The following is a 23,886-nucleotide window of genomic DNA, read 5'->3' on the forward strand; positions in this document are numbered from 1 at the left end:
TATATTTTGAGGAGCAGTTGGATGTTGTCAAAGATCTGTCAAATGGCCTTGTTCACCGCGGTGGCTTTATCTGGCCAAAATATAAGTTCTGCTATCGCGGAAACGGCCGTTGGGCCGAAGGTGACTGATCCACATTTTCATCTGGCGCCGGGCTATCTGCAATCAAGCGAGCTTCCCAACAGTCTTGTTTTACTTGGGGCCCCTCCAGCGGACGGAAGTGCGGCGCTGGCGCGTGACGAGGCTGCCAGAGAAGCTACGATGGCGCTGCGCGGAAAAGCGCGCTGGGATTTTGCGCGCAAAGACGCTGATCTGCAGTTTCCCCAGCCTGCGAAGAACTTTTCTTGTGCTATGGGCGCGGATATCAGCGAAGAGAAGACACCGCATCTCTATCGCCTGATGCAACGCGTGCTGACGGATGCGGGGTTGTCGACCTATGGCATCAAGAACCGGTACAACAGAACCCGTCCTTTCGTCGTGCACAATGAGGGCACGTGTCAGCCAGACGAAGAAGCTGTGTTGCGCCAGGATGGTTCCTATCCATCGGGGCACACTGCTGCGGGCTGGGCCTGGGCGCTCACTTTGGCCGAAGTCAATCCAAAGCGAGCCGATAATCTGCTCGAGCGCGGATTGTCGTTCGGGCAAAGCCGGGTGATCTGCAACGCCCACTGGCAAAGCGATGTCGACGGGGGACGCATTATGGGCGCCGCGACGGTTGCTAAACTCCATAGCAATCCCGAATTCCTTGCTGATATTCAAGCAGCTCGCAAGGAATTGGAAACAGCCAGTTCCCCGGCAGTCGACTGTGCCGTCGAGGACGAAGTGCTCTCAGAGCAAAAGCGCTGACAAATCATTCTCCAAACAAATCACCGCAGCGCAATTTCGGGGCGACCAATGCATCACCATAGACTACTCGCGCTTTCACTGGCTGCGTTGATTGGCAGCCAGTCTGTGGCTGTCGCCGCGGATATTCCGTTGACGCCCGCCGTGCCTGAATTTGACAGGCGGGAGATCAAACCGGACGGATGGCGTTTTAGCGCAAGTCCTTATTTCTGGGCCGCCGGTATCAGCGGCACTGCGGGTCAATTTGGGCTGCCTCCTGCAAGAATGCAATCCGACTTCGGCAGCCTTTTCAATGACCTTGACTTCTCGTTCATGGGTATCATTGAAGGGCATTATGACCGCTACAGTCTGTTCAGCGATATCATTTATACAAAGATATCGACAGGTGGTCAGACCCCTCTTGGCGTCTTCAGCAAAAGTGTCGACGTTACATCTCAAACATTTTCCGGCTTTTTCGGTGGAGGTTACAGTCTGCTTGAAGATGGAAAAAACCGTCTTGACGCAGTGGCGGGAGGACGCGTCTGGTATGCGAGCACGGAAATCTCCTTTAATGGCGGATTGTTCGACGGACACAGCGGGCGCGACAGCGCCGCATGGGTTGATGCTGTCGCAGGCATAAGGGGAAAATATTTCCTCACAGACACTCTGTATTTCAGTGGCTGGGGCGTCGTGGGTGCCGGACAGGCAAAGCTCGATTGGGACCTGGCCGGAACACTCGGATACCAATTCAGGGACAACCTGTCGGCGGTCGCAGGCTATCGCGCGCTTGGTGTCGACTACAGTCGGGATGGCTTCGTCTACGACGTGGTTCAAAAGGGACCGATATTGGGAATGGTGTTCCATTTCTAGCCCTGGGCGAACGGATGTGAGATCGGCGTTCTCCTACGGAGGTGGTGTGAATTTCACCGCTCAACGATTGATGCTGGGCTCAAAGGACGGGTGCTCCTGCGCTTTCACCTCCTGATTGAGGCCCTCGCGTTGGAGCCCATGCCGGTTGCCGTGTTTACCGTTCCTGTTGATCGGCCCTGTGCATCAAAGAAGGAGCAATTTCTTCACGAGCGATAGCACCTCCTTGAAGGGTAGTTTCGTCGCGCCCACTACTGCGAACGGAATGAGCGCCGCGGCCGCAACGGGCACGACGGCGCTTCTGTCAACGAGGATCGTTGAAAGCTTGCGTGTCGCGTCATAGAGCTTGCTTGGGTCCGAAAGCTCCGTATCAGGCTCGGACACGGCATCGGAAAACACGTTCCGGCCAAGGGTCTTCCGCTCCGCAGATCGGCAAAATTGCGTTGCCTGAGCGCCCAGCAACGAAAGGCTTTCCTCCTTCAATCGAAGAAGAGGAGGGGTGAAGGCAGATAGCGGGTAGGCGAAGAAGCCGGTGACGATCGCGAGCCAACCGCTCATGACCATGCTGAGTGTTGTTATGGAGGGATCTTCGTGGGCGAGGCTCTTGGCGACGACTGACGCAATGCCGCAGCTCAATCCAAAGACAAAAATGGCGTAGGCATTCGGATACCGTCCCAGAAACGCCAATCCGCCCTTGCCGTCGGGATGGGTTGCAACCAGTCGAAGATCAAGCTTTGCAAGTTTGCGCAGCATGCGTGCCCACAAGAAGTGCCTCCATCCTCCCCGCGCAAGAAGAAAGACAAACAGTGGAAGGCTGACACAGATCGACCACCAGCCGGCAAGCGTGACGCGATTGCCGGCGGCGAGGTGTTCAACCGCCCATGATGATTCTTGTGTCGCGTGGAGGTTGAGATAGGAGAGGATCGCGGCGAAAAGCGCCAGGACCAGGCAGGCAAATTCAGCCATGCGTGAATCGCGCTCGCGAAGCGTAGCGGCTACGATGCCGGCGGCGATCGGGATGAATGTCGGGGCTATGATGGGTGCGCGCGCAAGATGGGACAGCCTGGCCTTCAGGCCAGTTTCTACCTGTCGTTCGGCCAGAACAAAGGCACCGATCCCGATAAAGAACTTTGCCCATACTCCGAGATCGGCAAGATAGGCTCCCTGGCTGTGTTCCAAAGAGAAATTGCGCGGTAAGCCAAGCAGAAACGGAACGCCCCAGGCCAGGGCCACAAACAGGGCGGCTCGGGGCCCGACGCAAAGCGCATTGTGGCGAAGCAATTTCAGTTGCCGTTGAAGTTCGAAGAACGGCCCGCCGTGTGAGACAAGAAATTCCCCGAGATCAGGCTCGCCACTCAGGGTCGGATCTTCTGTATTCGCTGAACTCTGGTTGGATGTATCGTTCATTTCGCAATCCATCTGTTGACATAGCGACCCTCGACAACGCCATGCTGCGATCACGGATGGTTGTCGTTCCCATGGCAGTCCTGCGCATGCGATCGCAAGGCGGTTACACAGGCGCGGCCGAACAATTCAATGGGGATGGGCAGGCATCAGGACGCGTGCAGCCATAAGCCGTCGCCGCCCGCAAAACGCGCGCTTCGCTTTCTATGCCAGCCGCCTTGCCCCCCGATCGTCGCGGCCTCTTTTCTCTTGTCACAAAGTTGATACAAGGCTTTTGAACGGGACATTGTGTCAAACCGCACAATCGGGGGAAGAAAATGGCGCGTATGTCACGGGCGAATGCGGAACGCATCATGTGCGAGGCCGGCTGGCTGGCTCAAATGCCCGAAACCTTCCGGGTGCGCCTGCTGCAAAATGCGCTGCTTCAGAAATTTGACGCAGGCCAAGTCATATTCCGCCCGGGCGACCCGGCCGGTGGCATCTATGGTCTCGTCTCAGGGACTGTGACGGTGGATACCGCGCCTCTCGACTCAACGCCGCGCCTGATCCACATCGCCGTACCCGGTGGATGGACCGGCGAAGACAGCTTCATGACCGGGAAGCCGAGACGGATAGAGCTATTCGCGCGGAGTGAGACATGGGTGATGCATGTGCCGCTTGAGACGATGGAGCAGATGGCCGCCTCGGATCCTGGCAACATTCGCGCTTTCGGCGTCATTTCGATCTTGGCAGCCGATAAGCTTCTCAGGATCGTGCATGATCTGCAGAAAAAAAGTGTCAGCTCCAGGATCGCGTCAGTCCTGCATCGCATGTCATGGGCGACGGATGTTCCGATTTCCGTTTCCCAGGAAAATCTTGGTATCTTGACAAACACCTCTCGCAAACAGGTCAACAGCGCCATCCAACGTTTCATCGAGGCGGGTTGGATTGAGACCGGTTATCGGTCCATAACCGTCACCAATCCCTTGGCTTTGCGGCGGCATGCAGAACAGGACGTGGCGGACTGACATGTTCCAGCGGCCGGAGTGCCGTGGCGAAGCATCGAGTTCAGCTGTAGCCGCTCGCATGCAATACTCGACGGGTCTTGTCATTAGTCCGACGCCGCGCTCGTGAAAACGCGGCAAGAACATCTGCGCCACGACCGGCGACAAGCCTCGCAGACGACCCATCCGCGCGACCTCACGGGAAACCGGCGGTTCTGGCCGGTGCGCGTGAAGACTGTCGACATTGAACGCTTCAGCCGCGATGTCCATCAGTTTTGGGCGGAGGCGGTTGCCACTCCCCCCGTATCTCTTTTGAGGTCAAGGTTACAGGTACAGGTTACAAGCCAAGGGCTTGCCTGCTTGGCCGCCAATACCGGCATTACCTGCCTTGCGCGTTCTGACGGGTCCTATGCGGGCGGGGCGAGGCGGCTCGTCTCCTGCGATCCGGTTTCGCCGCTGGCAGGCGGGTCAAGCAGGAGCAATGCCGGATTGCCGTCCGTAACGGGGATATGGCTGACGACACGCAGCTGGCCCGCATCGCGATGGATTGAATAAATCAGCTCACCCCCAGCGCTTTGCTCCATCTGTTTGGCGGCGATCCTGAAGCGCAGCATCAGCGCCACGAGGCCAAGCAGAAAGCCGGGCGGAATCAACAGCCACAGCGCCTTGATCCAGTCCGGCGAGGATTGAAACGTATCGAGCAGGTCTGACCAGAAATTGTAATCGTTCATGTGCACTCCCTTTTCTCGCGCGAGGAAAGTGGCCACCCGAGGTTTATCCTCTGGTGACCGGGGAGTTCATAAGCCGCCAAGAGACGACCGCCACGGCCTTTAAGCTGAAGCTCTGGACATACGCCGAGGCCTCCCCGGCCATAGGGCTGAGGAGGTGCCTTTGCGGTCGACACCGACCGCTCTTGGAGGGGTTATGAAGCCCCAAGACCGATCCGTTTCGACCGGTCTCGCCGGGAATCATAGTGGGAAATGGGAGGAGGTGAAAGGGGTGAGGAGGAAAGATAGCAGGATGTCTATGTTTACTTCAAAATAGTCAATTACTAGATAGTGCGGTTAGGATCACGTTCTGGAGTTGCCTTGAATCGCTCCAAGGCTGCACGATCAGACGGACTAGTGTCGGAAGCCTCTAGCATCGAATTAATCCGCTCCTTAAAACGCTGTATGTCGAGAAGTGGACTTAATGGTTCGAGATGCACATATTGGCTCCTACGCGCCACACGATCTCCTAACGAACCAAAGCCTCCAATCCCTTGTGATAACATTTCAGAAATTACATCCTTCGCTAAAGTTACGACGAAGTCATCTTTTGTTAGCTGAACGTCGGTCCATTTGCGTACTTCTTTTCCATCTACACGATCACGCCAACGGTAAAGCAACGCCTCGATTCCTGGCTTTTTTGCTAACGAGCCATCTGTCGCCGCTTCTCGAAGACGTTCTCGCGAAAGATCATATAGCCATTCTGCAGCTTCGTCGTCTACGAGATTTTCGTTGCCGTGATCGTCATCTGAACTGCGCTTATCCTTATTGCTTTTACAACGGTCAGATAAGCTAATGAGCCAATCAAGTGATGCGCCCATCGCTGCATCGCGAATTATTTGAGTTCGAATTGGCAATTCGAAGCGATCTCGAAGCAGATTGTTGAAAAGCCAATGCAGCCGCGTAATGTTGGAAAAACCTCGTCCCCTATCGGCCTCGGAATCCAACTCGTCAGCTACGTTGAAGACGTCTTTAACAACCTGGCCGACATCCGCTTCCGCGATATCGCCGGCCCGGATGGTCAATTCCTCTAAAGCAAGCGCCGCTCGGGTACCACCCTTACGGCGAGAGGCAGCAACAAACCCGAGTAAAGCGGACGATGTTGCACCAGGAATTCCTGCGCTATCTACAAGGGCATCGCTTTCTGCAATCGTAATGCCGTCATTGACTACTCCGAATGCAAAATACGTCTGAAAGTGTTCTGGGGCGCAAATAAAGCGATTACGCTGCCATTGCCCGTCGTTACTATGCCAAGTGTTGCTCCAGATTGCATCCAAGCGAGGGAAAAGGCGTCGTAAAGCACGTTTTGCGATTTCCCGCTGGCGAGGGGAAAGCTCATCTAGAAAGATCGTGTTGTACTCCACTTCCAACGTCTGGCGAGAGTCGCTGCGTTCCTTTTGAGTGCCCGTGAGCAAATCGGGGTGAGTGCGCACTGCTTGATGCACAGAAGGTAAAAACAGCCGCATCGTCTCCATCGCCAGAAAGTCCGCAAGGTCAACATTATCTCCCACGGCAGGCCACGATACTTTAATAACGTTGCTTAGTCGCACTGTATCGCGCGGAGTCTTTAAAAGAGGCGCAACGGCATCGTAAAAGATATTCCAGAATCGCTGCAACTTTTCCTCTGGAGGTTCGCCCATAACATTCTCAACAATTTTAAGAAGTTGATTCCTTAGATCGTCTGAATCTGGAATTGGCAGATCGAAGGCACCTTGTATAACTTTCTCAAGATAACTGATACCTTCCGCTGGAAATCGCTCTGCGACCATCGTTTCGGCCAAATGACGGTCGAATGCCATAAGATAAATAACATTGGGAAGACGGCCAGCAGACTTTACAAGTTTGAAAATCTGCAACGCGTCGTCTGTACTCAATCGATCTATGTCGTCAAGAATGATGAGGAATTTCTTATCTTGAGCTGCTAACGCACGAGCAAGTTTACGATGCTCCTTCTCGACAGTGCTATCAAGTTTTGTCAATTTTTCGAGGAGTACTGCCCCGCCTGCAACTGCGGCCCCTGCTGCAGGTGTTGCTAACAATGAAGCAATACCACCAAGTAGAGGCCCCGCGGCGGATAGACGGTTGCCAAGGCCTGCTAAGGTTTCTCTTGCCTTCTCATCAAGAGATTTTCCAACTGTAGCCCGCATCTCTTGAAAGAACGAAACCGTTAGAGCTTCGGTGCCTGAAAACCACCAAGGATTAAAGCTTGCTGGAACAATGCGACCTTCACCAATTGGTTCGGAAAGATAATGAAGAATTAAATTGATTGCACTACTTTTCCCAGAACCCCACGCCCCATTTATTGCATAGACAAGACCGTCGCTTGCATCAGCGTCACAAATGCTTCTTGCTATTGCCCTTGCAAAGGAATTGATGCCGAAAGCGTCATGCTCAGGAAGTAGGATCGGAGAATCACCCCTGACACCGCTGGCATCAGAAGAGTTCTCGACGTCCGTTTCGTTTGATGCATTCTCCAGCTTATTGTGCTGTCGTTTTATAAACTTATTTAGAAAGCGCCTCATAAAATAGATATCCCCAAGGAACCGATATCAGCAGTAACGTTCGCGTTTGGTGAACGGATGCGCGTGCGAAGACCGTCTGAAACTAGGATTCGTCATTACGCGCGTCAGATTTACATTGTTTTGGGAATTGAAGAAGCTAGAAGAGTATTTAAACTAAGTGTTTCACAAGTTTAACGCCATACAGACGTCTGTTTTGACCTGAAAGAATGGTGCCGCTTCCCGGAATCGAACCGAGGACCCCATCATTACGAATGATGTGCTCTACCAACTGAGCTAAAGCGGCCTACCAAGCGCAGGGCACCTACTAATGCCCTACTATTTTATTCCCAAACCTGCCAACTCACTGGCTTTGAACATCATTCTCGGGCGGACCCAATACTTACGAATGATGTGCTCTACCAACTGAGCTAAAGCGGCAGGGAAGGGACTTCCCGATCCCTGGACCGGCCATCGGAATGTGCCGGAGGGATGACGCGCCTGATAGCGTTATTGCATGCGGAATGCAAGCCTCGTCATGCCGGCTTTTGCCTGAAACCGCGAAAATCCCTGTGCTCGCCAACTCTTGTTGCCAGCAGTATCGCCAGATTGGAATATTTCCATTTTGCCGATAGACAAGCGTGCAGGACAGGTTAAACTTTCGGTTGTGGTCATGCGGCCCAGGGAGGGGCGGTGACCAAGGCGTTCTGGGAGGAACCGATGGCCAAAGTCGAACTGGTGGTCAATGGGCGCGCCGTCAAGGGCGAAGCCGAAGACCGCACGCTGCTTGTGCATTTCCTGCGTGAAAATCTGGGACTGACGGGAACCCATGTGGGGTGCGACACCTCGCAATGCGGCGCCTGCGTCGTGCATGTGGACGGGCGGGCCGTCAAATCCTGCACCATGCTGGCGGTGCAGGCGTCCGGCGCCGAGGTGACAACCATCGAGGGCATTGCCCTCAATGGCGAGTTGCATCCGGTGCAGGCGGCCTTCCGCGAACATCACGGCCTGCAATGCGGTTTCTGCACGCCGGGGATGATCATGTCGTCGGTGGATATGATCCGCCGTCACCCGGAAGGGCTGGACGAGGCGACGGTGCGCGCGGAGCTGGAAGGCAATATCTGCCGCTGTACCGGCTACCACAACATTGTTCAGGCCGTGCTCGACGCATCGGAAAAAATGGGCAAGGGCGCCGTCAAGGCCGCCTGAGAAATCAATTCACGTCGTGCAGTCCGCTTCCGGCCAAACAGACAATTGAGACATTTTGGCGAGGCGCCTGCGACAGGGAGGTAGTGTCATGGGTGTCGAAGGCATTGGATCACGCGTTCTGCGCAAGGAGGACAAGCGGTTCCTCACCGGCAAGGGCCGCTATACCGACGATATGGTCGTGCCGGGGATGAAGCACGCGGTCTTCGTGCGCAGCCCGCATGCCCACGCGAAAATCACCGGGATCAGCACGGGCGCGGCACTCAAGATGCCCGGCGTCATCGGGGTGCTCACCGGCAAGGAATTGAAGGCCGACGGCATCGGCAATCTCATCTGCGGCTGGATGATCCAGTCGAAGGATGGCACGCCGATGAAGATGGGCGCCTGGTCGCCGCTCGCCACCGATACGGTGCGCTATGTCGGCGATGCGGTGGCGATCGTCGTTGCCGATACCAAGGGCGAGGCGCGCGATGCCGCCGAGGCGGTGGAAATCGCCTATGAGGAGCTGCCCGTCGTCGTCAGCGCCGTCGAGGCGCTGAAGCCAGGCGCGCCGCAAGTGCACCCGGAAGCGCCGGGCAACCTGATTTTCGACTGGGATATCGGCGATGAAAAGGCGACGGCTGACGCCTTTGCCCGCGCGGCGCATGTGACGACGCTGGATATCGACAACAACCGCCTCGTGCCCAATGCCATGGAGCCGCGCGCGGCGCTCGGCCAGTACGATGCGGCGGAGGATCACTACACCTGCTGGACCACCTCGCAGAACCCGCATGTGGCGCGGCTGGTGATGAGCGCGTTCTACAATGTCGCGCCGGAGAACAAGCTGCGGGTGATCGCGCCGGATGTCGGCGGCGGTTTCGGCTCGAAGATTTTCATCTATCCGGAAGAGATCGTCTGCCTGTGGGCATCGAAGAAGACGGGCGTTCCGGTCAAGTGGGTGGCTGACCGCACGGAAAGCTTCCTGTGCGATGCGCACGGGCGCGACCACGCCACCCATGCGCAGATCGCCTTTGACAAGGACCACAAAATTCTCGGCCTGAAGGTGGAAACCATCGCCAATCTCGGCGCCTACATGTCGCTGTTTTCGAGTTCCGTGCCGACCTATCTCTATGCGACGCTTCTGTCCGGCCAGTATGATATTCCGGCGATCCACGCCAATGTGAAGACGGTCTACACCAACACGGCGCCGGTCGATGCCTATCGCGGCGCCGGGCGGCCGGAGGCTTCCTATGTGCTGGAACGCATCATGGAGACAGCGGCGCGCGAGCTGAAGATATCGCCGGCGGAATTGCGGCGGCGCAATTTCATCCGCGCCTTCCCGCACCAGACGCCTGTCATCATGGCCTATGATGCCGGGGATTTCGACGCGACGCTCGACGCCAGCATGAAGGCGGCGGACTATGCCGGTTTCGAAAAGCGCCGCGCGGAGGCCGCCGGTCGCGGCAAGCTGCGCGGCATCGGCATGAGCTGCTACATCGAGGCCTGCGGCATCGCGCCGTCGGCGGCGGTCGGGGCGCTGGGCGCCGGTGTCGGCCTGTGGGAAAGCGCCGAGGTGCGGGTCAATGCCGTCGGCACCATCGAAATCCTCACCGGCTCGCATTCGCACGGGCAGGGGCACGAAACCACGTTCGCCCAGCTGGCGGCGGAGCGTTTCGGCGTACCGCTCGACAGCATTTCCATCGTCCACGGCGACACGGACAAGGTGCAGATGGGCATGGGCACCTATGGCTCGCGCTCCGGTGCGGTTGGCATGTCCGCGGTCGTCAAGGCCATGGACAAGGTCGAGGCCAAGGCCAAGAAGATCGCCGCGCACCTGCTCGAGGCCGACGAGGCGGATATCGAGATCAAGGACGGCAATGTGCGGGTGGCGGGGACGGACAAGTCGCTGCCGTGGTTCCAGGTGGCGCTCGCCTCCTACACCGCGCACAACCTGCCCTCCGGCATGGAGCCGGGGCTGAAGGAAACGGCGTTCTACGACCCGAGCAATTTTACCTTCCCGGCCGGCTGCTACATCTGCGAGGTGGAGATCGATCCGGAAACCGGCACGACCAGGATCGTGCAGTTCGTTGCTGCCGACGATTTCGGCAAGATCATCAATCCGATGATCGTCGAAGGGCAGGTGCATGGCGGCCTGGCGCAAGGCATCGGCCAGGCGCTGCTGGAAGGCACGCATTACGATGAAAGCGGCCAGCTTTTGACGGCGAGCTACATGGACTACACCATGCCGCGTGCGCAGGACCTGCCGTCGTTCAACATCATGACGACGGAAACTCCGTGCCCGTCCAACCCGCTGGGGATCAAGGGCTGCGGCGAGGCTGGTGCCATCGGTTCGCCGCCTGCCGTGATGAATGCCATCACCGATGCCATCCGCAACAACAGCCTGAGCATGCCCGCGACCCCGCAAAAGGTCTGGGCTGCCATTCAGGCGGCGAAATAGGGAGATGTGCCATGTATGAAACCCAGTATCATCGGGCCACTTCGGTCGAGGATGCCGCAAAACAAATGGGCGCGGCCGAGGACGGCAAATTCCTGTCCGGCGGCATGACCCTCATTCCGACCATGAAGCAGCGGCTGGCGTCACCGAGCCATCTGATCGACCTGCGCCATATTCCCGGCTTGAAAGGCATCACCATCACGGGAAAAACCGTGCGTATCGGCGCGGCGACCACGCATTATGACGTCGCGACCCATGCCGAGCTGGCAAGGCTCTGCCCGGCGATCACGCATCTCGCGGCACATATCGGCGATCCACAGGTGCGCAACATGGGCACCATCGGCGGCTCGGTCGCCAACAACGATCCCGCGGCCGACTATCCCGCGGCGCTGCTCGCCCTCAACGCAACCGTCATCACCAGCGCGCGCTCGCTTGCCGCCGCGGATTTCTTTGCCGGGCTGTTCGAAACGGCGCTGGAGCCGGACGAGATTGTCACGGCCGTCGAATTCACCGCGCCCGACAGGGCTGCCTATAAGAAGTTCCCGAATCCCGCCTCGCTCTATGCCATGGCCGGCGTGTTCGTTGCCAAGGCTGGCAGCGAGGTCCGGGTTGCGGTGACCGGGGCTGGCGAGAATGGCGTGTTCCGGGCGCGAGCGCTGGAGGCGGCGCTGGCAAAGAGTTTCAGTGCTGCGGCGCTGGACGGCGTTGTGGTTTCCGCCGATGGCCTGATGTCCGATATGCATGCCTCGGCCGACTACCGCGCCAATCTGGTGAAGGTCATGGCCAAGCGCGCCGTGGCGGAGATCGCGGGCTAGGCCCGCCGCAGTACGATCACCGCATAGCGGCAGGGTGCATCGCTCTCATTGGCGAAGACGCAGTCATGGGGGGCGCCGAGTTCGAGACAATCGCCCTCTTCGAGCCGGTGAAACGTTTCACCCTCGGTAAAGCTCAGCACGCCGCTTAAAATCCAGATCAATTGCCGCTGGAAGGTGTAGGCGGACGCGGGGAGCGCCACCCGCGCCTTTGCCGGCAGGTCGACATGCACCACATCCATGGGCAGGTCGGAGGCAGGCGAGACATGGCGGCGGATATAGCCGGTGTCGGGATCGGTCCACAGGGGCTGGTCCTTGTGACGCAGCAGCCGTCCTTCCTGCATTTCCGCCCGTGCCATCAGCGTCGACATGCTCAGGCCGAAAGCGCCCGAGAATCGCGCCATCAGCATGGCCGTCGGGCTGCTTTGGCCGCGCTCCACTTTGTTGATCATGGCGCGCGATACGCTGGATTTTTCCGCGAGTTCCGTCAACGACCAGCCGCGTGCCTCCCGCTCGATCCGGATGCGGGCACCGATTTTTGCATCGACATCGTCTATTTTATGAGACATAATGAAACTATAGTAGACGATTGAAAAGGATGCAAGTCGTGATCGTGCGTGCGGCCAGTGAGGCGGATCTTCCAGCCATTCTCGAGATTTACAACGATGCGGTGCTGAACACCACGGCGATCTGGAACGAAACGCAGGTCGATCTGGCCAACCGCAAGGCGTGGCTCGGCGAGCGGCAGTCAAAGGGATTTCCGGTGCTGGTCAGCGTCGACGATGCCGGTGGTGTCACGGGCTATGCTTCCTTCGGCGACTGGCGTGCTTTCGATGGCTATCGTCACACGGTCGAGCATTCCGTCTATGTGCACAAGGCGGCGCGGGGCGGCGGGATCGGCAAGGCCCTGATGCTGGCGCTGATCGACAGAGCGCGGGAGGCGGGCAAGCACGCCATGGTGGCCGGTATCGAGTCCGGCAACGCGGCGTCCATCCTCCTGCACGAAAAACTGGGCTTTCAAGCAGTGGGCCATCTGCCGGAAGTTGGAACCAAATTCGGCAAATGGCTTGACCTGACATTCATGCAGATCGTTCTGGATAATGCTCCGCCGCGTTAGGCGGCGCAGATTTTGGCCTTGGCTTCGTGGTATTCGCGTTCCAGCCGCCCGACATATTCTGCGGCGCCGGTTACTTCCTTGATCGCGCCGATACCCTGGCCGCAACCCCAGATGTCTTTCCAAGCCTTGGCACCGGTGGTTGCCGCTTCGAAATCCATCTTGGAGGGGTCGGCTTCCGGCAGGTGATCGGGATCCATGCCAGACTTGGTGATGGACGGCTTGAGATAGTTGCCGTGAATGCCGGTAAAGTAGTTGGAATAGACAATGTCGGACGAGACGGAATCAACGATCATCTGCTTGTAGGCGTCGACTGCCCGCGCTTCCTTGGTCGCAATGAAAGGCGAGCCGATATAGGCAAGGTCCGCACCCATGGCCTGCGCCGCCAGGACGGCCTTGCCCGTGGCGATGGCGCCGGACAGCAGCAGCGGCCCGTCAAACCATTCGCGGATTTCCTGGATAAGCGCGAAGGGCGACAATGGTCCGGCGTGCCCGCCTGCACCGGCGGCAACCGCGATCAGCCCGTCCGCACCCTTGCGGATGGCTGAGTTGGCGTGACGGTTGTTGATGATGTCGTGCAGCACGATCCCGCCATAGGAGTGGATGGCAGCGTTGACTTCCGGTACGGCGCCGAGAGAGGAGATAACGATCGGCACCTTGTATTTCACGCACACGGAAAGGTCATGCTCGAGCCGCTTGTTAGAGCGGTGGACGATCTGGTTGACCGCAAACGGTGCTGCCGGGCGGTCCGGGTTTTTAGCGTCGTGGTCACGCAGGCCTTCGGTGATCTCGGCCAGCCATTCGTCGAGCTGGGCCTCGGGCCGTGCGTTCAGGGCAGGGAAGGAGCCGACGACGCCGGCCTTGCATTGCGCCAGCACGAGGGCCGGATGCGAAATGATGAACAGCGGCGCGCCGACAACGGGAATGCGCAGCTTTTTCGTCAGGATTTCGGGCAATGCCATGTGTTTCCTCCCATGGAATAAATTTTGACGTTTCCGTAAACGTAACTCCTTTTATCAGACCGCGTGCCGTGATCAAGCGAAAGGTTGGCGCGGTTACCTGCGCCTGATCAAAGGCGCGTGAGCGTGGGCGGTGCGTTGATCTCAGTAAAGATGATCCGGGTGCCTCACCGCAAGGGCGATCGCATCGGCCACCTCGTCTTCCCTGTCCCGCAAGATGCTGGTGGCCACGCGGATATGCGGTGACGGGTTCACGACATACTTGCGGCCGATGCCCACCGCGATTCCACGCGCCGCGAGGGTCACGAGGGCAAATTGTTCCGAAGCCACGGGAACCCAGAGGCTGAACCCTTCCCCGCCGGAAAGATGAACACCGCGCTCGCGCAGTGCCTGCATCAACCCCTCGCGTCTCTCCCGATAGATACCTCTTGCCCTCTGTAAGCTCAGCTGTGTTGCCGCGTCCTTGATCAGGAAAGCCACGGCTGATTGCAGCACCCGGCTGGTCCAGCCTGCACTGAAGCTGCGGTAGGACTGGATCTGTTCGACGATGCGCGTCGAACTCGACAGGACGGCCAGCCGCAGATCGGGGCCGAGGGATTTCGAATAGGAAACGATGTGAATGACCCGGTCCGGAAACCGGTCCCCGAGGCTGATCGGAGGCAGGGACGAGATATCGCCGACACCGTCATCCTCGATGATGAGCGCGTCGCTGTCGGCAAGGGCATCGCCCAGCGCGGCAAGCCGTTCCCGGCTGACACCCCGTCCGGTCACCGCGTGGGTGCGTGGCTGAAACAGGAACGCAGCCGGCTTGCGTTTGAGGGCCTCCATCAAAGCATCGGGCAGCGGGCCGTTGTCATCGCACGCCACCGGCAGGATGTGTGCGCCGAGATCCTCGAGGATGTCGAGAAGCCTGAGGGCTGTCGGCTCCTCGATTGCCACGAACGATCCCGGCATGACGAGCGCATGCAGAAGGGCGTAGACGGCGTTATAGCCGCCATTGGTCGCAAGAAACGCCTCCGGCCTGCAGGGCCAGTTCGGCTCCACCGCCGCTTGCAATTCAGGCAGTATCGGGACGCGCTGGTAACTGTTCAGCGCTTCCGCTGTCGCGCCATGTTTCAAGGCTTCTTCAAGAGGCGGAAGCACGTCCACGTCAGGCGAGGCGATGGCAAGGTTGAGAACACCATCGCCATAATCGCCTGAACTCGCCAGCCGCAGGGGTTTCGGTGCAATGCGGTCGCCGCTGACCCATGTGCCGTTGCGCCCACGCCCGGTGATGATCTTCTGCCGCCGCAACTCGCTCCAGGCCTCGGAAACTGTCGCCGGACTGATGCCGAGGGTGTAGGCAAGATCGCGGATGGCGGGCAGTTTGGTGCCGACGGGAATGGCGCCGGCGCGGATCAGTGCACTGGTCTCGATGGCGATGCCGCGCATCGTCCGGTCACGCAACTTCTCTGCAAACCACTGAACTGAGGCCAATTCGCTCATATCTGTCCCTCTTTTAAATGTTCAGTAACGTAATAGTATTTGATCAGTCAATAATGAACATTTAGCTTCCCGCACGAAAACCGAAATTGCAACGAGGAAATGTCTTGCGTATCACTGTTCGATTGGCTGTTCGCGATTGGGATTATTATACGCCGCTGGCGTTGGGTGACGTCACCTCCGAGAGGCTTGATGTCAAAGTTGATCGCGTCGGCACGCTGATCGGCAACGTCGCCGCCGATCCGCATCACGATGCCGCTGAAATGTCCTTCAGCCGTTATGCCTCGGCGCGCGCCAATGGCGAAACCGATGTCCTTGGCGTTCCCAACTTTGTCATGCGCGGCTTTCGCCATCGCTGCATCATCACGGCCAGGAACAGCCCGGTGACCCGGCTGGAACATCTGGCGGGCAAGAAGATCGGCGTGACCGGCTGGCGCGATTCCGGCAATACCTGGACCCGCGCGGCGCTTTCCCATGCCGGCGTCGGTATCGAGGATGCATTCTGGTATGCCGGCCGCCTGACCGAGGCTCATCCCATCACCGACAGGCTCGACGGTTTTGGCCGCACCGGCCGCATCGAAGCGGTGCCGGGCGAGCGGCCGATGATGCAGCTGCTGGAAACCGGCGAACTTGACGCCGTGTTCACGCCGTTCATGCCGGAAGGCTTTTTTTGGCCCCGCTTCCAAATTCCGCCATGTGCTGACGGATTTCCGGGCGGAGGAACTCGCCTATTTCCACGAGGTTGGCTACGTTCCCGGCATGCATCTTCTGGGCCTGAAAACATCCTTTGTCGCCGAGCATCCCTGGCTGCCGGAAGAGCTCAGCAACCTGCTGGATGAATCCCAGCGGGTCTGGCTGGAGAAGCGGCGCAAATATGCCGATACCACGCCATGGATCATTGATGAGCTTGGCCACGTCGCCCGGGATTTGCCGGTCCACTGGAACGACAGCGGGTTTGCCGTCAACGAACGGATGATCGCCGATTTTGCCGAACAACTGCACCTGCAAGGATTGACACCGATGCTTCTCTCGCCCACCGACCTTTTCCCGCATCACAGCGGCCAGACTTCCGGCTCCACCAGCCGCACGGGAGTGCCGGCATGAGGGTCGCGCTGGGTCAATTTGCCGTCAGCAAGGTCTGGCAGGAAAATGCGGACATCTGCACAAAGCTGATGCGTGATGCGCATGCGGGCGGTGCCGATCTCCTGGTTCTGCCGGAAGGCATCCTGGCCCGTGACATCACCGATCCGGATATCGTGCTGAAGACGGCGCAGCCGCTGGATGGCCCGTTCATGACGCAATTGCTGGCCGAAAGCCGCAACAGCGACATGACCGTGATGATGTGCGTGCACGTTCCGACCGGGGGTCAGCGCGTCTTCAACAATCTGGTGACCATCCGCGGCGGCGAAATCGTCGCGCAATATCTGAAGCTTCATCTTTATGACGCTTTTGCCGCCAAGGAATCCACCAATGTGCAGCCGGGCGGCGAGATTCCCGGTCTTATCGAAATTGCAGGGCTCAAGCTTGGCCTCATGACCTGTTACGACCTGCGCTTTCCGGAACTGGCGCGCCGCCATGCGGTGGACGGCGCGGATGTGCTCATCCTTCCCGCCGCATGGGTCAAGGGCCCCGGCAAGGAGGCGCATTGGGAGGTGCTGGTGACGGCGCGGGCGCTGGAAAACACCTGCTACATCGTTGCCGTGGGTGAGTGCGGCGAGCGCAATATCGGTGCCAGCATGGTGGTGGACCCGCTCGGCGTGGCCGTCGTGCGGGCAGGGGAAGGCCCAGCACTGATCTTCGCCGACATCGATCCCAAGCGCATCAGTCATGCGCGTGCGGTCCTGCCGGTTCTCGCCAACCGCCGTTTTGCCCGGCCCGAACTGGCCGATACGACTGCCTGAACGCAATAGGTTTTCAAAAGATATAAAAAGGGGAATAATAATGAAATTCAAACACCTGACCTTTGCCGCGCTGTTTGCGGCAACGCTCGTCGCTGCCCCCGCAATGGCTGCGGAGGTGGCCATCGCCAAGCAGACGGTCAACGAGGCATTGCGGGCCAAGCTGCCCGAGGAAATCCGCAAGGCCGGAAGCATCACCTCGGTCAACAACGGCTCCTTCCCGCCCTATGAAATCGTCACCGGCAACACGGAAATGCAGGGCGCCAGCGCCGATCTGACCAAGGCTGTCGGCGAGTTGTGGGGTGTCGAGATCAAGCACGCAACGGTCAGCGGCCTTCCGGCGCTCTTGAGCGGCATCAATTCCGGCCGCTACCAGTTCGCCATGGGCCCCGTGGGCGATTATCCCTCGCGTCAGGGCGCCAATGATTTTGTCGATTATGTGCAGGAGTTCGTGGTGTTTGCCGTGCAGAAGGGCAATCCCAAGGGCATCACCTCGCTCGACAACACCTGCGGCAGCCGCATTGCCGTCATGGCTGGCGGTTCGGCGGAAAAGGTCATCAAGGAGCAGGCGGAGAAATGCACCAAGGATGGCAAGGCAGCCATCGAGGTTCAGTCCTTCACCGACCAGCCCACTTCCATCCTGGCGGTTCGCTCAAAGCGGTCCGACGCTTTCTTCTCCTCGCAGGCGCCGCTGATCTATTTCGTCGAGCAGGCCAATGGCCAGCTTGAGCTGACGGGCACCGGCCTGAAAAACGGGTTCGACGATATTTTCCAGGGCGCCGTGGTCGCCAAAGGTTCGCCGCTCGGCGGCGTCCTCCTGGAAAGCATCAAGACCCTCATGGACAATGGCACCTACGCCGCCATTCTGAAGAAGTGGGGCCTTGAGAAGAACATGTTGAAGGAACCCGGGATCAATCTCGCGGGCAAAGCCGCAAAATGACCGGAAACACGCAAACATTGGCATCGCCCGCAAAGGGCGATGCGGAGGCTGCGCTTCGCGATGTGGCGAATGCGCATAAGCCCTTTCGCACGGATCGCTGGCTCCTGTGGGGTATCACGCTTCTCATTGCCGCGAACTTCCTCTGGATCGTCGCCAACAACCAGAATTTCGGCTGGCCGATCGTGTTTCAATGGTTCACCGAAGCCACCGTGCTGCGCGGCCTCTATGTCACGCTTGGCCTGACCGTTGTTGCCATGGCCATCGGCGTGGTCATCGGGCTGGTTCTTGCCATTGCCCGCCTGTCCAACGACCGGCTGGCAAGTTCCCTGGCGGGTCTTTACATCTGGTTTTTCCGCGGGACGCCGCTGCTGGTTCAGCTGATCTTCTGGTACAACCTCTCGACGCTTTTTCCGGAAATTTCCATTGCCATTCCCTTCGGCCCGACGCTGGCGAGCTGGAACACCAATGATCTGATCACGCCGATGACGGCGGCCATTGCCGGCCTTGCGCTGAACGAGGCTGCCTATATGGCCGAAATCATTCGCGGCGGTCTTCTGTCCGTCGACAAGGGGCAGATCGAAACCACCGAAGCTTTCGGCATGACGCGCACCCGCGCCCTCAGGCGCATCATCATCCCTCAGGCCATGCGATCCATAGTGCCGCCGACCGGCAATCAGCTGATCAGCATGATCAAGGCGACGTCACTCGTCAGCGTCATCGCCATGGCCGATCTGCTCTATTCGGTGCAGGCCGTTTATAACCGGACCTTCGAGGTCATCCCGATGCTGATGGTCGCCGTCATCTGGTATCTGTTCATCACGTCGATCCTCAACGTCGGACAGGGCTTCATCGAGCGCTACTACGGTCGCGGCGAGCGGGGTTCTTCAACGGCCAGGAAGCAGGACAAGGTTGCCGCTGCCGCGTTGAGCGCCACAGTGCCAGCCTTGGCGCAGGAGGCAAGCAAATGACCGCGCAGTTTTCCATGAATGGCACCGAACCGGGCGAAGCGCTGGTGCGGGCCCGCAATGTCCACAAGTCGTTTGGCGAAGTGGAAGTGTTGAAGGGGATCGACCTCGATGTTGCCCCCGGCGAAGTCGTGGTTGTGCTTGGTCCTTCGGGCTCGGGCAAATCCACATTCCTGCGCTGCATCAACCATCTGGAGGCGATCGACCGCGGTTCGATTGTCGTGGCGGGGGAACAGATCGGCTATTCCTTGCGCAATGGCCGGCTCAACAAGCTGCCGGCGCGGGCCATCGCCGTGCAGCGGCGCCAGATCGGCATGGTGTTCCAGCAGTTCAACCTTTACCCGCACATGACCGCCCTGCAGAACATCATCGAAGCGCCCATCGGCGTGCACAAGCAAAGCCGCAGGGAAGCCACGGAACTTGCCATGGAACTGCTGGCCCGCGTCGGGCTGACCCACAAGGCCGATGCCTACCCCCGGCAATTGTCCGGCGGCCAGCAGCAGCGCATCGCCATCGCACGGGCACTCGCAATCCGCCCTAAACTGATGCTTTTCGACGAGCCGACCTCGGCGCTCGATCCGGAACTGGTCGGTGAAGTGCTGGCGACCATGCGCGATCTGGCGGACCAGGGGCTAACCATGATCGTGGTCACGCATGAAATCGGTTTTGCCCGGGAAGCTGCTGACCGGGTGGTCTTCATGGACGGCGGCTACATCGTCGAACAGGGCAAACCTGAAGACGTTCTCGGCAACCCGCAGCATCCCCGCACGCGGGCGTTTCTCAGCCGTTTCATCTGAATATCGATCCCCCGGCCGTCCGCTCGCGTTCGATGCCGGGGATATTCGCTTTGTATAGAGCGCCAATTCGGGCGAAAACCGCCATCATTGCGCCGCGGTAGTCTTGAATAAGCAGTCAAATCGTCTATGCCTAGCCGGGTCATACGAGCTGCTTTGAAGGGGAAATCGTCGAGTTGGAAGCGATTGAACAAGCCATCCGAAATGCTTTCGCCAAAGCAGATGTGAGCAACCCTGCCGTTCGTCAGAAAATTTACGAATCAGCCTGGACCGCGCATGAGCGTTCGCTGATCGCCAACGGCGCGCTGGATGAGGCCGAGCGTGAAGAGCGCCGGGAGCATCTGAAGGCCACGATCACACGCATAGAGGGTGAATCGCGCGACTCTTCGCGTGTTGCGCCGGAACCCGTCGCGGAACGGCGCGAGCCTTCCATGTCTGCGGGCCCTGCGCAATCCAGGCAGACAACATCCGGCCGCGTCGAACCCTCCATGGGCGGATCGCTGGATTCCGACCTTGGCCCGACGGACAACAGCCGCGCCGACAATTACCGGCCCGCCTACAACCAGCCGCGTGTCAAGAAGACCCGCGAACGCCAGAAGGCGCGTGGCCTGAAGAAATTCGTCATCATGGTGGCGATCCTGCTGGTAGCCATCGGCCTTCTCTGGCTTGTTGCATCGGGCCTGATCAATTCGAAGCCATCGGGCAGCACACCGCCTTCGTCGAGTGCTGGTCCTGCCGTTGGCAGCCACGAGCCGATGAAGGGCGGGCAGCTTGCCGCGGATGGCAACTGGATCTCGATTTTCGACCCGTCTGACATGACCCGCGTTTCGATGGCGGGCCGGGCGACCGCCAGCGTTGCCGGCGACAATCTGCAGAAATTCGTGCGCATCAAGTCGCCGGGCGAGAACGACGATATCAGCTTCCAGGTCGGGCAGGGCGTTCTGCAGCAACTGGCGGGCAAGCATGCCATCTTCGATATCATTGCCAAGGCCGAGGACGGTTCCGCGACGCAGATGGCGGTCAGCTGCGATTTCGGTGCCCTCGGCGATTGCGGACGCAAGCGTTACGACGTGACCGATGCGAGCAACGAATATCTGTTCGAACTGCAATTCCCGGAAGGCAAGAAGCCGGGTGCGGGCGGTATCATCAAGATCAACTCGGACATTGCCCGCACGGGGAAAGCGATCGATATCTTTTCCATCCGCGTGCTGGTTGCGAACTGAACCAGCATGGCGCGGGCGTTCCTGTCCTCGGGTGATCTGATTGCGGACCGCCGCGCTTCCTATGCTGACATGCTGTTCGAGTCCGGTGATCACGTGGCCGCCGCCGATCTGATGCGGCAGGCGCTGGAGATCACACCGGAATGGACCGCCGGACTCTATCGCCTGGGCGAAATGGAGGAAGCCGCGGGTGACGAGGACGCCGCAGCCGAAACGTGGCGGCGCCTGCTGGAACTCGATCCCGACGACCGCTTTGGCGCGACGCTGAAACTGGCGGCCTCGGGCTATGCGGTGGTGCCGGACAATCCGCCGACGGCCTATGTCGAGACCCTGTTCGATGCCTATGCCCCGACCTTCGAGGCGGCGCTTCTGGACAAGCTGCACTATCGCGTGCCGGAACTGCTGGCCAAGGCCATCAAGGCGGCGGCGCCGGGCAGACACTATCAGTCCATGCTCGACGTCGGCTGCGGCACGGGTCTGATGGGCGACTATTTCCGGGCGGATGTGGACCATATGGCAGGCATGGACCTCTCCGAAGCCATGCTCCAGAAGGCCGAGGAAAAGCACGTCTATGACCGCCTCTTCAAAGGCGATGTCAACGAACTCGATTATCCCGAAGGCTCGGCCGATCTCATTATCGCGGCGGATGTGTTTGTCTATGTCGGCGATCTCGACAGAGCCTTCGCCCGTCTTGTCCACGCGCTCGGCCCCCGGGGGCTGTTTGCCTTCTCGGTGGAAACCCATGCCGATGATGGCGAACTGATCCTGCAATCCTCGCTGCGCTATACCCATTCGGAAGGCTATGTCCGCCGCCTTCTGGCCGAACATGGCCTTGCTCCGGCAACGATCGGGCGCGAGGCGATCCGCTTTGACCGCGGTGAGCCCCTGCAGGGCCTGATCGTCGTTGCCGGGCGCCTGATCAGTCTTTCCGGAACATCAGGCGGCCCATCCAGCCGGTAATCACGGCCAGGAACACGGCAAACAGACCGTAGAGCAGGCTGTTCTCGTGCGCCGCCTTGTAGATGCGGTATTCCAGCCCGGCTTTCACGATATTGAGGCTGGTCGAGCTTTCGCGCAGGAATTCGCCATTGCGGAACAGAAAGGCCCGCGCCTGATGCTTGCCGACCGGCACATTGGCAGGGAGGGACAGTGTTGCGCGGAACAGGGTCGATGACAGGAACTGCACGTCACCCGGACGCTGGCTGTACAGGTTCTGCTTGAGCTTCAGCCTTGGCAGCTCCTTGGTGAATTCCCGCAGCGATGCGCTGGAGCCGAAGCCGTCGGGCATGGGCTCGTAAAAGATATTGTTCACGCCGAGTGACAATTGGGCAAATGTCTTGGGAACGGCGATGTCCTGAAGGTTCCGCGTCGAGGCCAGGGAATAGGATGCCGGAATATGCTGGAACGACACCGATTCCGCATTGATCCAGACACCGAAAAACCGGTCCTTGCGGCGCACGACGAAATCGCGTTCGGGTCCCTGCAGGATCACGACGATATCATAACGGCCCTGCCGCTGGATCAGCGGATCGGCATTGTCGAGCGCGCCGAAGACGGTCAGATCCGTGCCGCGAAAGCCCGAGGTGATGGCGATGGTATCGGTCGACAGGCCAATCTCGATCGTTTCCTTGTTCCCCGGCAACTGCTGTGCCATGGCCGCGGACAGCGACGCCAGGATGAGGAGAAGGGCAGTTGCCAGAATTCTCATGACGCCCCCGGCGCGGCAAGCGCGATGGCGATCGAATAGAGATCGTCGGGGGTGACAAAAAGTTCGATGGCAAGGCGCAGACCCACGGCCAGAACCAGCGTCGCCAGCAGTGCACGCAATTGTTCGCCGCGCAGTTTTTGCCCGATGCGGGTACCGTACTGCGCGCCGATGACGCCGCCACTCATCAGCAGAAAGGCCAGCACGATATCGACCGACTGGTTGGTCGTTGCCTGCATGACGGTGGTGAAAGCCGTCACGAAAACGATCTGGTAGAGCGATGTGCCGATAACCACATTGGTCGGCACTTTGAGAAGGTAGATCATGGCGGGGACCATGATGAAGCCGCCGCCGACGCCCATGATCGACGAGAGGAAGCCGATGGCCGCGCCGAGCGCCAGGATCGGGATGATGCTCACATAGATCTTCGAGGTGCGAAACCGCATCTTGAAGGGCAGCCGGTGCACCCAATTGTGCTGTCCCGGTTTCTTGAGACTGGCAAGCTGGCCGGCCCTTGTCCGGCGCATGGACCTGACGCTTTCCAGCAGCATCAGCCCGCCGATCGTGCTCAGGAAGATCACGTAGAGCAGCGACACGATCAGGTCGAGCTGGCCGAGTTCGCGCAGCAGGACAAAGACGTAAATGCCGACGCCCGCCCCCACCACGCCGCCGATGACAAGCAGCGTTCCCAGCTTGACGTCGAGCGTGCCGCGCTTGAAATGCGACAGCGCACCGGTGAAGGACGAGGCAATGACCTGGTTCGCGCCGGTGGCAACGGCAACGGCGGGCGGGATGTTGTAGAAGATCAGCAGCGGCGTGATGAGAAATCCGCCGCCGACGCCGAACATGCCCGACAGGAATCCAACCGCTGCCCCCATGCCGAACAGCACGAAGATATTGACCGAAATCTCGGCTATTGGCAGGTAGATTCCCAATTCAGACCCCGAACCCATCACGGCGTTATGGCGATTGTTCGCACACCATGATGACAGAAATTCTTTAATGCATTCTGCGCGCAG

Annotated in this window: 21 protein-coding genes, 1 tRNA gene and 2 pseudogenes; 15 read left to right on the forward strand and 9 right to left on the reverse strand. The window is 59.2% G+C overall.

Annotated features, from left to right (window positions below):
* Positions 1–21: 21 nt before the first annotated feature.
* Both ACZ5FP_RS05605 and ACZ5FP_RS05610 read left to right on the forward strand, forming a co-directional pair.
* Complete coding sequence (locus tag ACZ5FP_RS05605; protein WP_464662649.1) at positions 22–843, forward strand: acid phosphatase; 822 nt, start codon at positions 22–24, stop codon at positions 841–843.
* A gap of 48 nt (positions 844–891) precedes the next feature.
* Positions 892–1,689 (forward strand): hypothetical protein, encoded by a 798-nt coding sequence (locus ACZ5FP_RS05610; protein WP_464662651.1) that lies wholly within the window; start codon positions 892–894, stop codon positions 1,687–1,689.
* 183 nt (positions 1,690–1,872) lie between these two features.
* Here ACZ5FP_RS05610 and ACZ5FP_RS05615 read toward each other — a convergent pair whose 3' ends face one another.
* Positions 1,873–3,093 carry a hypothetical protein gene (locus tag ACZ5FP_RS05615; RefSeq protein ID WP_464662652.1) on the reverse strand — a complete coding sequence of 407 codons (1,221 nt, stop codon included), beginning with the start codon at positions 3,091–3,093 and terminating at the stop codon, positions 1,873–1,875.
* A gap of 314 nt (positions 3,094–3,407) precedes the next feature.
* On the opposite strand from ACZ5FP_RS05615, the gene ACZ5FP_RS05620 reads away from it, so the two are divergent.
* Both ACZ5FP_RS05620 and ACZ5FP_RS05625 read left to right on the forward strand, forming a co-directional pair.
* Positions 3,408–4,097 carry a Crp/Fnr family transcriptional regulator gene (locus ACZ5FP_RS05620; RefSeq protein ID WP_464662654.1) on the forward strand — a complete coding sequence of 230 codons (690 nt, stop codon included), beginning with the start codon at positions 3,408–3,410 and terminating at the stop codon, positions 4,095–4,097.
* A gap of 102 nt (positions 4,098–4,199) precedes the next feature.
* Positions 4,200–4,355, forward strand: a pseudogene (locus tag ACZ5FP_RS05625) (VapE domain-containing protein); the annotation flags it as partial.
* Positions 4,356–4,480: 125 nt separating this feature from the next.
* On the opposite strand, the gene ACZ5FP_RS05630 reads toward ACZ5FP_RS05625, so the two are convergent.
* From ACZ5FP_RS05630 to ACZ5FP_RS05640, 3 genes are all read right to left on the reverse strand, one after another.
* Positions 4,481–4,804 carry a hypothetical protein gene (locus tag ACZ5FP_RS05630; RefSeq protein WP_464663354.1) on the reverse strand — a complete coding sequence of 108 codons (324 nt, stop codon included), beginning with the start codon at positions 4,802–4,804 and terminating at the stop codon, positions 4,481–4,483.
* 320 nt (positions 4,805–5,124) lie between these two features.
* Positions 5,125–7,362: a KAP family P-loop NTPase fold protein gene (locus tag ACZ5FP_RS05635; RefSeq protein ID WP_464662655.1), complete on the reverse strand. Its 2,238-nt coding sequence runs from the start codon at positions 7,360–7,362 to the stop codon at positions 5,125–5,127.
* A 207-nt stretch (positions 7,363–7,569) separates the two neighbouring features.
* Positions 7,570–7,645 (reverse strand) — tRNA-Thr (locus ACZ5FP_RS05640).
* Positions 7,646–8,058: 413 nt separating this feature from the next.
* On the opposite strand from ACZ5FP_RS05640, the gene ACZ5FP_RS05645 reads away from it, so the two are divergent.
* The 3 genes from ACZ5FP_RS05645 to ACZ5FP_RS05655 all read left to right on the forward strand — a co-directional run bounded on the left by ACZ5FP_RS05645 (position 8,059) and on the right by ACZ5FP_RS05655 (position 11,793).
* Positions 8,059–8,547, forward strand: a complete 489-nt coding sequence (locus tag ACZ5FP_RS05645) for a (2Fe-2S)-binding protein (RefSeq protein ID WP_105736548.1) — start codon at positions 8,059–8,061, stop codon at positions 8,545–8,547.
* Between the two features lie 88 nt (positions 8,548–8,635).
* Positions 8,636–10,981, forward strand: a complete 2,346-nt coding sequence (locus ACZ5FP_RS05650; RefSeq protein WP_464662656.1) for a xanthine dehydrogenase family protein molybdopterin-binding subunit — start codon at positions 8,636–8,638, stop codon at positions 10,979–10,981.
* Positions 10,982–10,992: 11 nt separating this feature from the next.
* Positions 10,993–11,793 carry an FAD binding domain-containing protein gene (locus ACZ5FP_RS05655; RefSeq protein WP_464662657.1) on the forward strand — a complete coding sequence of 267 codons (801 nt, stop codon included), beginning with the start codon at positions 10,993–10,995 and terminating at the stop codon, positions 11,791–11,793.
* On the opposite strand, the gene ACZ5FP_RS05660 is transcribed toward ACZ5FP_RS05655, so the two are convergent.
* On the reverse strand, positions 11,790–12,359 hold the full coding sequence (locus tag ACZ5FP_RS05660; protein WP_464662659.1) for a helix-turn-helix domain-containing protein: 570 nt from the start codon (positions 12,357–12,359) through the stop codon (positions 11,790–11,792). The genes ACZ5FP_RS05655 and ACZ5FP_RS05660 overlap by 4 nt on opposite strands.
* Before the next feature lie 29 nt (positions 12,360–12,388).
* Between ACZ5FP_RS05660 and ACZ5FP_RS05665 the strand changes: the two genes are divergently transcribed.
* A complete protein-coding gene (locus ACZ5FP_RS05665; RefSeq protein WP_464662661.1) occupies positions 12,389–12,907 on the forward strand; it encodes an N-acetyltransferase family protein in 519 nt (172 codons plus the stop codon).
* Here the strand turns inward: ACZ5FP_RS05665 and ACZ5FP_RS05670 are convergent.
* Entirely contained in the window at positions 12,904–13,866 is a 963-nt protein-coding gene (locus ACZ5FP_RS05670) for an NAD(P)H-dependent flavin oxidoreductase (RefSeq protein WP_464662663.1), read from the reverse strand. The two genes, ACZ5FP_RS05665 and ACZ5FP_RS05670, sit on opposite strands and share 4 nt — an antisense overlap.
* A 141-nt stretch (positions 13,867–14,007) precedes the next feature.
* Complete coding sequence (locus tag ACZ5FP_RS05675) at positions 14,008–15,348, reverse strand: aminotransferase-like domain-containing protein (RefSeq protein ID WP_464662664.1); 1,341 nt, start codon at positions 15,346–15,348, stop codon at positions 14,008–14,010.
* Positions 15,349–15,452: 104 nt separating this feature from the next.
* Here ACZ5FP_RS05675 and ACZ5FP_RS05680 point away from each other — a divergent pair.
* From ACZ5FP_RS05680 to ACZ5FP_RS05710, 7 genes and pseudogenes are all read left to right on the forward strand, one after another.
* A pseudogene (locus tag ACZ5FP_RS05680) lies at positions 15,453–16,449 on the forward strand (substrate-binding domain-containing protein).
* Positions 16,446–17,246 (forward strand): deaminated glutathione amidase, encoded by an 801-nt coding sequence (locus ACZ5FP_RS05685; protein WP_464662666.1) that lies wholly within the window; start codon positions 16,446–16,448, stop codon positions 17,244–17,246. Before ACZ5FP_RS05680 ends, ACZ5FP_RS05685 begins: the two are co-directional and overlap by 4 nt.
* A 40-nt stretch (positions 17,247–17,286) precedes the next feature.
* On the forward strand, positions 17,287–18,183 hold the full coding sequence (locus ACZ5FP_RS05690; RefSeq protein ID WP_464662668.1) for an ABC transporter substrate-binding protein: 897 nt from the start codon (positions 17,287–17,289) through the stop codon (positions 18,181–18,183).
* Entirely contained in the window at positions 18,180–19,151 is a 972-nt protein-coding gene (locus tag ACZ5FP_RS05695) for an amino acid ABC transporter permease (protein ID WP_464662669.1), read from the forward strand. The genes ACZ5FP_RS05690 and ACZ5FP_RS05695 overlap by 4 nt, the downstream gene beginning before the upstream one ends.
* 14 nt (positions 19,152–19,165) lie before the next feature.
* Entirely contained in the window at positions 19,166–19,945 is a 780-nt protein-coding gene (locus ACZ5FP_RS05700) for an amino acid ABC transporter ATP-binding protein (RefSeq protein ID WP_346305632.1), read from the forward strand.
* Between the two features lie 221 nt (positions 19,946–20,166).
* On the forward strand, positions 20,167–21,165 hold the full coding sequence (locus ACZ5FP_RS05705) for a hypothetical protein (protein ID WP_464662671.1): 999 nt from the start codon (positions 20,167–20,169) through the stop codon (positions 21,163–21,165).
* Positions 21,166–21,171: 6 nt separating this feature from the next.
* Positions 21,172–22,122, forward strand: a complete 951-nt coding sequence (locus ACZ5FP_RS05710; protein WP_464662673.1) for a methyltransferase domain-containing protein — start codon at positions 21,172–21,174, stop codon at positions 22,120–22,122.
* On the opposite strand, the gene ACZ5FP_RS05715 is transcribed toward ACZ5FP_RS05710, so the two are convergent.
* Together ACZ5FP_RS05715 and ACZ5FP_RS05720 are read right to left on the reverse strand one after the other, a co-directional pair.
* Complete coding sequence (locus ACZ5FP_RS05715; RefSeq protein ID WP_226904557.1) at positions 22,082–22,870, reverse strand: TIGR02186 family protein; 789 nt, start codon at positions 22,868–22,870, stop codon at positions 22,082–22,084. The two genes, ACZ5FP_RS05710 and ACZ5FP_RS05715, sit on opposite strands and share 41 nt — an antisense overlap.
* Positions 22,867–23,820, reverse strand: coding sequence for a sulfite exporter TauE/SafE family protein (locus ACZ5FP_RS05720; RefSeq protein WP_464662674.1), 954 nt, complete (start codon positions 23,818–23,820; stop codon positions 22,867–22,869). Before ACZ5FP_RS05720 ends, ACZ5FP_RS05715 begins: the two co-directional genes overlap by 4 nt.
* Positions 23,821–23,886 lie beyond the last annotated feature (66 nt).

This window comes from Phyllobacterium sp. T2-21 (assembly GCF_055378485.1).

Coding starts and splice junctions, on each gene's coding strand:
- ACZ5FP_RS05695 (WP_464662669.1), top strand. CDS start 18,180: ATGACCGGAAACACGCAAACATTGGCATCGCCCGCAAAGGGCGATGCG.
- ACZ5FP_RS05660 (WP_464662659.1), bottom strand. CDS start 12,359: ATGTCTCATAAAATAGACGATGTCGATGCAAAAATCGGTGCCCGCATC.
- ACZ5FP_RS05715 (WP_226904557.1), bottom strand. CDS start 22,870: ATGAGAATTCTGGCAACTGCCCTTCTCCTCATCCTGGCGTCGCTGTCC.
- ACZ5FP_RS05720 (WP_464662674.1), bottom strand. CDS start 23,820: ATGGGTTCGGGGTCTGAATTGGGAATCTACCTGCCAATAGCCGAGATT.
- ACZ5FP_RS05675 (WP_464662664.1), bottom strand. CDS start 15,348: ATGAGCGAATTGGCCTCAGTTCAGTGGTTTGCAGAGAAGTTGCGTGAC.
- ACZ5FP_RS05655 (WP_464662657.1), top strand. CDS start 10,993: ATGTATGAAACCCAGTATCATCGGGCCACTTCGGTCGAGGATGCCGCA.
- ACZ5FP_RS05700 (WP_346305632.1), top strand. CDS start 19,166: ATGAATGGCACCGAACCGGGCGAAGCGCTGGTGCGGGCCCGCAATGTC.
- ACZ5FP_RS05630 (WP_464663354.1), bottom strand. CDS start 4,804: ATGAACGATTACAATTTCTGGTCAGACCTGCTCGATACGTTTCAATCC.
- ACZ5FP_RS05650 (WP_464662656.1), top strand. CDS start 8,636: ATGGGTGTCGAAGGCATTGGATCACGCGTTCTGCGCAAGGAGGACAAG.
- ACZ5FP_RS05685 (WP_464662666.1), top strand. CDS start 16,446: ATGAGGGTCGCGCTGGGTCAATTTGCCGTCAGCAAGGTCTGGCAGGAA.
- ACZ5FP_RS05615 (WP_464662652.1), bottom strand. CDS start 3,093: ATGAACGATACATCCAACCAGAGTTCAGCGAATACAGAAGATCCGACC.
- ACZ5FP_RS05645 (WP_105736548.1), top strand. CDS start 8,059: ATGGCCAAAGTCGAACTGGTGGTCAATGGGCGCGCCGTCAAGGGCGAA.
- ACZ5FP_RS05665 (WP_464662661.1), top strand. CDS start 12,389: ATGCAAGTCGTGATCGTGCGTGCGGCCAGTGAGGCGGATCTTCCAGCC.
- ACZ5FP_RS05610 (WP_464662651.1), top strand. CDS start 892: ATGCATCACCATAGACTACTCGCGCTTTCACTGGCTGCGTTGATTGGC.
- ACZ5FP_RS05670 (WP_464662663.1), bottom strand. CDS start 13,866: ATGGCATTGCCCGAAATCCTGACGAAAAAGCTGCGCATTCCCGTTGTC.
- ACZ5FP_RS05710 (WP_464662673.1), top strand. CDS start 21,172: ATGGCGCGGGCGTTCCTGTCCTCGGGTGATCTGATTGCGGACCGCCGC.
- ACZ5FP_RS05620 (WP_464662654.1), top strand. CDS start 3,408: ATGGCGCGTATGTCACGGGCGAATGCGGAACGCATCATGTGCGAGGCC.
- ACZ5FP_RS05690 (WP_464662668.1), top strand. CDS start 17,287: ATGAAATTCAAACACCTGACCTTTGCCGCGCTGTTTGCGGCAACGCTC.
- ACZ5FP_RS05635 (WP_464662655.1), bottom strand. CDS start 7,362: ATGAGGCGCTTTCTAAATAAGTTTATAAAACGACAGCACAATAAGCTG.
- ACZ5FP_RS05605 (WP_464662649.1), top strand. CDS start 22: ATGTTGTCAAAGATCTGTCAAATGGCCTTGTTCACCGCGGTGGCTTTA.